We start from the raw sequence: 226 nt of genomic DNA, 5'->3' as shown, positions 1-226 counted from the left end.
CCACGACCTGCGCGCCGTGGCCACGAGCGCGGGCCTCGCCCACCCCGACGCCGTCCTCTTCACGGCACCGGCGGCCCGGACGGTCGCTTACGCCTACCCGCGGCCGTTCCTGGAGGCCGAGGACCTCTCCGCGGTCCGCCACCCCGCCCCCGACCCGTTCTTCGACAAGACACGCGACCCGCGGACGCTGGCGCCCTACGACGTCGCCGGGCGCCGGATCGTCGTG

At 76.5% G+C, this 226-nt stretch carries 1 protein-coding gene; it reads left to right on the top strand.

The features are described from left to right. Positions 1-16 precede the first annotated feature (16 nt). Positions 17-226, top strand: a 210-nt coding sequence (locus F0U44_RS22130; RefSeq protein WP_149730572.1) for a hypothetical protein, incomplete at its 3' end; no start/stop codon positions are given.

Origin of the sequence: Nocardioides humilatus, from assembly GCF_008373755.1 — a bacterium.
Lineage (GTDB): Bacteria > Actinomycetota > Actinomycetes > Propionibacteriales > Nocardioidaceae > Nocardioides > Nocardioides humilatus.
Note: the sequence above shows the minus strand (reverse complement) of the source record. Positions and strands in the feature narration are given on the sequence as shown.